6 protein-coding genes are annotated in these 7,976 nt (G+C 39.3%); all 6 read left to right on the forward strand.

What is annotated here, in order from left to right:
• The first annotated feature begins 135 nt into the window (after positions 1-135).
• Positions 136-1,344 carry an MBL fold metallo-hydrolase gene (locus tag MOK21_RS22190; RefSeq protein WP_249076117.1) on the forward strand — a complete coding sequence of 403 codons (1,209 nt, stop codon included), beginning with the start codon at positions 136-138 and terminating at the stop codon, positions 1,342-1,344.
• A complete protein-coding gene (locus MOK21_RS22195; protein WP_249076118.1) occupies positions 1,331-1,579 on the forward strand; it encodes a DUF3006 domain-containing protein in 249 nt (82 codons plus the stop codon). Before MOK21_RS22190 ends, MOK21_RS22195 begins: the two co-directional genes overlap by 14 nt.
• 471 nt (positions 1,580-2,050) lie before the next feature.
• Entirely contained in the window at positions 2,051-2,839 is a 789-nt protein-coding gene (locus MOK21_RS22200) for an HAD family hydrolase (protein WP_249076119.1), read from the forward strand.
• Positions 2,840-3,207: 368 nt separating this feature from the next.
• Positions 3,208-4,992 carry a XylR N-terminal domain-containing protein gene (locus MOK21_RS22205; RefSeq protein ID WP_249076120.1) on the forward strand — a complete coding sequence of 595 codons (1,785 nt, stop codon included), beginning with the start codon at positions 3,208-3,210 and terminating at the stop codon, positions 4,990-4,992.
• Positions 4,993-5,163: 171 nt separating this feature from the next.
• Positions 5,164-6,705, forward strand: coding sequence for a 4-hydroxyphenylacetate 3-hydroxylase N-terminal domain-containing protein (locus MOK21_RS22210; protein ID WP_249076121.1), 1,542 nt, complete (start codon positions 5,164-5,166; stop codon positions 6,703-6,705).
• 22 nt (positions 6,706-6,727) lie between these two features.
• Positions 6,728-7,693 (forward strand): catechol 2,3-dioxygenase, encoded by a 966-nt coding sequence (locus MOK21_RS22215; protein WP_249076122.1) that lies wholly within the window; start codon positions 6,728-6,730, stop codon positions 7,691-7,693.
• The last annotated feature ends 283 nt before the right edge of the window (positions 7,694-7,976 follow it).

Here is a 7,976-nt window from a genome sequence, read left to right on the forward strand (position 1 = left end):
CTTCAGCAGGTGTCCTAATGTGCAAGTACAAAGCAGTATTTCACTTGCACTGAGACATAATTGATTAGAGAACGAGAGCAGCCCATGGTTAGCTCTCTTTTTTGTATAATAGAAAAATAGAAAGGAAGTTAGTAAATGAAAAAAATAATAGTAGTGCTCCTTTGTATTTTTTTATTAGTAGGCTGTACGGAGGCATTAAATTCAGAGAAGGTATCCGTCACTGCAGGACATGAAATGCGCGTACATTTTATTGATGTAGGACAAGGAGATTCGATTTTTATTGAATCGCCAAATGGCAAGACAATGCTTGTTGATGGAGGCGTTAAAGGAGCTGGACAACAGGTTGTTTCCTATTTGAAAGAGCTTGGTGTGAACAAGCTCGATATAGTGGTCGCCACCCATCCAGATGCAGATCATATTGGTGGTTTGATTCCTGTGTTAAATTCGATAGATATTGGACAATTTTATGATTCAGGGAAGGTACATACATCTCAAACTTTTGAAGAAATGCTGACACTTATTGACACGAAGAATATCCCTTATAATGTTCCAAAAACAGGTGACAGTATAGCGTTTGATGATGATATTAAAGTGAAGGTGTTAAACGCTAATGAAAATGCAAGAGATAATAATGATGCTTCCATTGTCTTAAAAATTGCCTATGGAAATGTATCATTTTTATTAACAGCTGACGCAGGAATAGCGTTAGAAAAAGAAATGATGAAGTACGATGTGAAAGCAACGATTTTAAAGGCAGGACATCATGGCTCTAACACGAGTAGCTCTGTAGAGTTCGTTCAAGCAGTCCATCCGGAGGTAGCAATTTTAAGCTATGGAGAGGGAAATAAGTACGGCCATCCGCATGCTGAAGTAGTGGAGCGTTTGCAGGCAATTGGCAGTAAAATTTACGCTACGGCAGAAGCGGGAACTGTTATCGTATCAACAGATGGGGTAAACTATGACGTGAATTCGAAAGAAATGTCAGGAACAAATGCCTCAACATCACAAGTAACTAGTACGAATATCGCAAAACCAAAAACAACTAGTGCAAATGTTGAGATTGTTAGTAAGGACTTAATAGACGAAATTGTAGGTATTAAAAATAATGGTAATGAAGCAGTGTCCTTAAAAGGTTGGCAGCTTATTTCGATTGAAGGAGATCAAGTTTTTAACTTTCCGAATGTGACATTGCAGCCAGGAAAAACGATTTATGTCACAAGCGGCTCCAATGCTCGAGAAGGTCAAAATTATTTAAAGTGGACAAATAAGCAAATTTGGCTGAATGATGGGGATGCTGCGCAATTACGTAATACGAAAGGGGACATTGTAAGTGAGCTCGACTAAATACACCTTAGACCGTATTGAAGATGGATATGCAGTTTTCTTGAAGTACCCAGAGGAAGAGGAACAGCTAATCATTTTACAGTCTGCCATGAATAAACCAGTACAGGTAGGCGATCGCGTGCTAATTGAAGAAATTGATGGCATCTACCAAATAGAAATTTTAAAAGAAGAAACTGAGCAGAAAAAAGCCGAAATACAAAGTTTAATGGATAGATTGCGTAGGAAAAATCAATAGCTTTAGAATGAAGGAGAGGCTCATCACTAGAAGGTGGAGACGGAATTTGCTAAAGTGTATGCCATATATAGGTTGATTGGAGTGGAGGCTGGGTGACTCCTTGGGGATCAGCGATAGGGGAACGAAGGCTAAGAGCATCACATCCTGTGATAACGCCTTCGTGACCAACCTCCTGCTGCTGCCGCTACGTTGCACTCACGCTTTCGCGCAAAAGACATCTGTTGGCCCGAGACCCTGGAGCGAGCAAAGCGAGTGAAGAGGCTCATCGGACGCCCCCAGGAAGCTCTGCTCTGCGCGAAAGCGAAGCGTCAGCGGCAAAGCACCCAGCCGTAACGGAAATCAACCCTACGCTGTGGTGATGAGCCTTTTTTTACTGGCCAAATTGAACACGAAAATATCTGAAACGCTATGCTAAATATTTTGAATATATGCTAAAATAATTATACTAATAGGAAGCTAGGAGCTGACAAAATGTCAATTAATACCATTATTTTTGATTTAGATGATACGCTATTATGGGACAAAAAATCCGTTAAAACAGCATTTGAGAAAACGTGTGAATATGCAGCAACGATACATAATGTAAATCCTGCTGAGCTAGAGGAAGCGGTACGTAAAGAAGCACGTGCACTTTACGAAGGCTATGAAACATATGATTACACGGTGTTAATTGGCATTAACCCATTCGAAGGACTTTGGGGAACATTCGATGATCCAACAGATTCTTTTCAAAAAATGAAAAATATTGTACCGAGTTATCGTACAGAAGCATGGACAAAAGGCTTAGCAGCTTTAGGTATTGATGATACTCAGCTAGGGGCGGAGCTTGGGGAGCGCTTTGTGGCAGAGCGTAAAGTATCTCCATTCTTATATGAAGATACTTTTGAGGTGCTAGATAAGCTGAAAGGAAAGTATCAACTTGTATTACTAACAAATGGAGCACCAAGTTTACAAAATTTAAAGCTAGAAATTACACCAGAAATCGCGCCTTATTTTGACCATATTATTATCTCTGGGGACTTTGGCAAAGGGAAACCAGATGCCTCTATTTTCGAACATGTAATGGAGAAAGCCGGTATTACTGCAGACGATGCAATCATGGTTGGAGATAACTTAAACACGGATATTTTAGGCTCATCCCGTGTTGGTATGCGCAACGTTTGGATCAATCGTGAAAACAATGTACCAAATGGTGTTGTCACGCCATCATACGAGGTCGATTCTTTAACGGCATTATTAGAACTTGTAAATAAGCTATAAGCTAAAATAAATTTTAATGCGTAACAATAAACATCATTAGTTATGAGAAGACAGGCTGGTTGATAGTTATAATTAAAATACTATATGAGACAGGCTTACTGCTCTTCGTGAAATGCTAAATAGGGTGTCTGTCTATAGTCTGAAATGTACTGATTCATCAAAGAATCAGTACATTTTTTGTTTTTATCGAAGGGAAATGTCGAAACATTTTGTTATTCGATTGAGTGAATTATCAGAAAATATAATTTATACTATTATTGAATATAAAAGTAAATACTTTCAATCTAGTGAGTTCGATTTGAAGAAAATGTACAAGCCTTGCTATTGTAAGAAAAATATATAGGACTTTATGTTAAGGGGTGTATATGATGAAAGCAAATCGTTTAGTGTTTGAAAATTCAATTGATATTAATCCTCGTTCGGGCATCATCAAGTTCAATGGGAATCGAATGATTTTAAAATCAGCTGAGGCACTTGGGTTTTTTAGGCGTGACATCATTCAAACTTTGAATATGGAGCGAGCTAAAGGCTTTTTATTACGTTATGGTTGGGCATGCGGTTATAGTGCTGGTGGCTCGATTGAGAAGATGTACCATTGGAAAGAGTTAAAAGAGTTAATAAGAGCTGGCGCGGCGATCCATACATTAGAGGGTGTTGTTAGTGTAGAAATTGATGTATTGGAAATAAGCGATGATAAATTTGAAATGGAAGGCAGGTGGTTCAATTCATACGAGGCGGAGGAGCATGTCCGCCATTTTGGCTTTAGCGACGAAAGTGTATGTTGGACATTGATCGGCTATGTAGCAGGTTTTCTAGCAAAAACCTATCCAAAGGAGCTTGTCGTATTTGAAGAAAAATGTCGTGGCAAATGCGATGACTATTGTAAATTTGTCGTTCGAACAAAGGAGCATGCTACAGCAAAGCAATTAGATATATTACGATATTTTCAAGAAACTTCCTTAGCTGACGAATTAGATGCTACGTATAATGAGTTAAAAACATTGAATAATTCTATCCTCCATTCTGACACCATCCATAAACAAATGACACATGCTATGCTAGAAGGCTATACGTTGAATCAACTTTTACATCTTTTAAGTGATGCTTTGCAATGCAGTGTCACAATAGAACGTAGATATTTAATGAAGCCTATTGGCTACTATTTTATGCATAAGGATGATGAGCAACTTTATATAGAGGGAAGTCGTAAGAGAAAAGAGTTTCGACATGAGTATGAGATTATGACCATGAAAAAACAATTGGGGGCTTTAGTGATTCTTAGCCATAATAAGCTAACGCGCGAGCAGGAAATGATTATTGAGCGCGCTGTAACAGTCTTCTCCATTTATTTATATACACAGATGCAAATTGCTCAATCACAGTGGCAACGAAAGTCTGATTTTTTAGATGAAATCATGAATAGACAATCTTCCACAGAGGAACTCATTAAAAAGGCTCGTAGTATTTTCCATTTTGATCCGAGTAAAAACAATCGGGTAATTGTCATAACAACTGAGCATGAGGACCCAGAGATTTTGCACAGCTTTTTAATGACAGAGTATTTAAATGTGGAGTGCTTTATTAAAAATCAAGATGTCCTCCTTATTCTAGAGGATTGTGAGAAAAATACCGAATTTATGTCGGACTTTATTAGCGTATTATCGAAACGTTTAAAAGAGAGATTCAAACAATCTATATTTCAAATTGGTGTAGGGAAAAATGCTGAGAAGTTAGAGGAAATTGGCAACAGTCACAACGAGGCAAGACTGATTTGTCAATTTTTACGATATGCAGCTCCTGGTCAGACTCAATCGGCTATTTACGAAAACTTTCAGCACATTATGTTATTTTTAAAGACGACAAACCCAAAGGAGCTTTTACAGTTTTATGAAGAGATACTTGGCCATCTATTAAGTTATGATGAGCAAAATAATGCAACACTTGTCTATACGTTAGAGGTATTTCTAAACCACAGTGGGAATGTCAATAAAACAGCGAAGGCTTTGAATCTATCAATTCCTGGCTTTCGTTATCGAATGGAAAAAATTGAATCTTTATTGCAAGAAGATTTGCGGACAGGAGATGGACGTTTCCGATGCCAGTTAGCCTTGAAAATCTTTTATGTAATGAAAGCGCTAGAAAATAAAAAATAGGGAAAGTCAGCGGATCTGCTGGCTTTTTTCTATTTTCTGCGTAAATTCCTTTCAAATTTTAAAGAAAAGAAACAGAATACTATACTTTTTGTAAATTATCTAAAAATTGAAAAAGTAATACAGTTAAATAGACATGTCAAACAAGAAAAAATAATTGTAGGAGGGAAGCGAATGGTTGTAAAGCAAGGTACGAAGCCATTGACAGGGCAGGAATATTTAGAAAGTTTAAAGGATAGCCGGGAAATTTGGTTACATGGTGAACGTGTGAAGGATGTCACGACCCATCCGGCTTTTCGAAATTCGGCACGATCGATTTCGCGTTTATATGATGCCATGCATGACCCAAAGTACAAAGATATTTTAACTTGTGAAACGGATACGGGTAGTGGAGGTTATACGCATAGTTATTTCCGGGCAGCACGTAGCGCGGATGATTTAATTAAAGGACGAGATGCTATTGTTGCTTGGGCCCGTCTTACATATGGGCAGATGGGGCGGACACCAGACTATAAAGCTTCATTCCTTGCAACACTTGGAGGGAATCCTGAATATTATTCACCTTACCAGGAAAATGCAAAGCGTTGGTATAAAGAATCGCAAGAACGAAATTGGTTCTTTAATCATGCAATTGTGAATCCACCTGTTGATCGACATAAAGATGTCCATGAAGTAGGAGATGTTTTTATCCAAGTAGAGCGTGAAACTGACGAAGGCCTGATTATTAGTGGCTCAAAGATGGTGGCTACAGGATCAGCTATTACTAATTACAATTTTGTTGGTACGTATGGATTACCGATTAAAGATAAAAAATTTGCTGTTGTCTTTATTGCACCAATGGATGCACCCGGTGTGAAGCTTATTAGTCGTGCTTCGTATGAAATGACGTCTGCAGTTATGGGGAGTCCATTCGATTACCCGCTAAGTAGTCGTTTCGATGAAAATGATGCGGTCCTTGTGTTTGAGCAAGCACTTATCCCGTGGGAAAATATTTTAATTTATGAAGATATGCAAAAAACAACTTCATTCTTTGTAGAAAGCGGTTTCATTAATCGTTTTACTTTCCAAGGTGTCACACGCTTAGCGGTGAAATTAGATTTTATTATTGGTGTCTTATTGAAAGCATTGAAAACAGCGGGCACTGATCAATTCCGTGGTGTACAGGTGCATATTGGTGAAATTATAGCTTGGCGTCATATGTTCTGGTCATTAAGTGATGCTATGGCACTGAATCCTGAGAAAAAAGAAAATGGCACTGTTGTTCCGAATTTAAATGGCGGATTAGCCTACCGTGTATTTTTACAGGAAGGTTGGCCAAAGATTAAAGGTATCATTCAGCAGATTGTAGCGGGGAATTTAATCGTCCAACCATCTAGTGCAAGGGATTTTTTAAATGAAGAATTCCGTCCGACATTAGATAAGCTTTACCGTGGTTCAAATGGTATTGAAGCACTTGAAAAAATTAAAACAATTAAGCTACTTTGGGATGCGATTGGTACTGAATTTGGCGGCCGTAGTGAATTATATGAACGTAATTATGCTGGAAATCATGAAGATATTCGATTACAAACATTATTCGGTGCACAAGGTAGCGGTAAAATAGATGAATTTATCGCGTTTGCTGAGCAATGTATGGCAGATTACGATTTAACGGGGTGGACAGACCCTACGTGGGTTAACCCAGATGATGTGAATTATTTTGCAAATAAATACTGAAAACAATTAGGGGGAATGTTGGATGTCAAATTTTGATGTAGCACAATTAGCGCATGTGGAGCTTTTTACACCAAAGCCAGAGGAATCTTTAAAGTTCTTTACGGATTATATGGGATTACAAATTACTGCACGCGAGGGGCAATCAGTTTATTTACGAGGCTATGAAGATTTTTATCATCATACATTAAAGCTTACGGAAGGAAAAGAGGCTGGGCTTGGCCATTCTGCATGGCGAGCAAGTTCACCTGAAGCATTAGAGCGCCGTGTCGCATCTTTAGAAAAAAGTGGTTACGGAAAAGGCTGGATTGATGGTGATTTGGGTCATGGTCGTGCCTACCAATTCGTCACACCAGATGGACACAATCAAGAAATTTTATGGGAAGTAGATTATTTCCAACCAGCTGAAGATCAAAAAACATTGTTAAAAAGTCGTCCACAAAAGCGTCCATTAATGGGTGTTCCAGCGCGTCGTTTAGATCATATCAACTTAATGTGTAGGGACGTGGCGAAAAACCGTGAGTTTATGTCCGAGCATTTAGGCTTCAAATTACGTGAGCAAATCGTTTTAAACAATGATGAAGAAATTGGCGCATGGATGAGTGTTAGCCCACTTGTACATGAGGTAGCGTTAATGAACGATCAAACTGGCAATAGTGGCCGCTTCCATCATATTGCATTTTGGTACGGCTATCCACAGCATCTAATGGATACAGCAGATATTTTTGTGGAAAACGGTATTCAAATAGAAGCTGGGCCAGGAAAGCATGGAGTGAGTCAAGCGTACTTCATGTACGTGATGGAGCCTGGTGGCAACCGAGTAGAATTATTTGGCGATTCAGGTTACCTAATTTTCGATCCTGATTGGAAGCCAATAACATGGCGTGAAAATGAGTTAGAAGAAGCGATTGTTTGGTATGGCTCTCCATTACCTAATGAATATTTCTTATATGGTACCCCAGATCGAGCGGTAAAAGTTCCAGTGAAATAAACAATAGTAGGGTCATTATAACGTAGGGGTGATTTCCGTTCCGACTGGGCGCTTTGCCGCTGACGCTTCGCTTTCGCGCAGAGCAGAGCTTCCTGGGGGCGTCCGATGAGCCGCTTCGCTTCGCTGCAGGGTCTCGGGGCAAAAGATGTTTTTTGCGCGAAAGCGTAGTGTTAACGCAGCGGCAGCAGCAGGATGTTGGTCACGAAGGCGTTATCACAGGATGTGATGTTCTTAGCCTTCGTTCCCCTATCGCTGATCCCCAAGGAGTCGCCCAGTCTCCACT

Origin of the sequence: Lysinibacillus sp. BPa_S21 (assembly GCF_023337795.1) — a bacterium.
In the GTDB taxonomy this organism is placed as follows: Bacteria; Bacillota; Bacilli; order Bacillales_A; family Planococcaceae; genus Lysinibacillus.